The organism is Klebsiella sp. K47 (assembly GCF_051858335.1).
Taxonomy (GTDB): domain Bacteria; phylum Pseudomonadota; class Gammaproteobacteria; order Enterobacterales; family Enterobacteriaceae; genus Klebsiella; species Klebsiella pneumoniae.
This window is the reverse complement of the sequence record NZ_JBPYUI010000129.1, coordinates 1-295: the sequence shown is the minus strand read 5'-3', so window position 1 is coordinate 295 and position 295 is coordinate 1. Positions and strand designations below refer to the sequence as shown.

At 69.2% G+C, this 295-nt stretch carries 1 pseudogene; it reads right to left on the bottom strand.

What is annotated here, in order from left to right:
* Positions 1–295: pseudogene (locus tag RRF55_RS27400) on the bottom strand (D-serine ammonia-lyase); the annotation flags it as partial.

The window sequence follows — 295 nt, the reverse complement described above, 5'->3', positions numbered from 1 at the left end:
ACAAACCCGGACGGGCGCCCCACCGCCAGGCCGTCGGCGGCGGTGCGGTTGTCGATGCCGAAGTCGTACACGCTGACCTGCTCGTGCAGCCCGGTGTACACCCCCAGCAGCATGCAGGGCGAATGGGTCGGCTCGGCGAACACGCAGTGCACCGCGTCGGCGAAGATCTGCTTCAGACCGAATGCCACCCCGCCAGGGCCACCACCAACGCCGCATGGCAGGTAGACGAACAGCGGGTGCTCGGCATCCACCCTGATGCCCGCCGCTTCAAGCTGGCGTTGCAGGCGACGCGCCG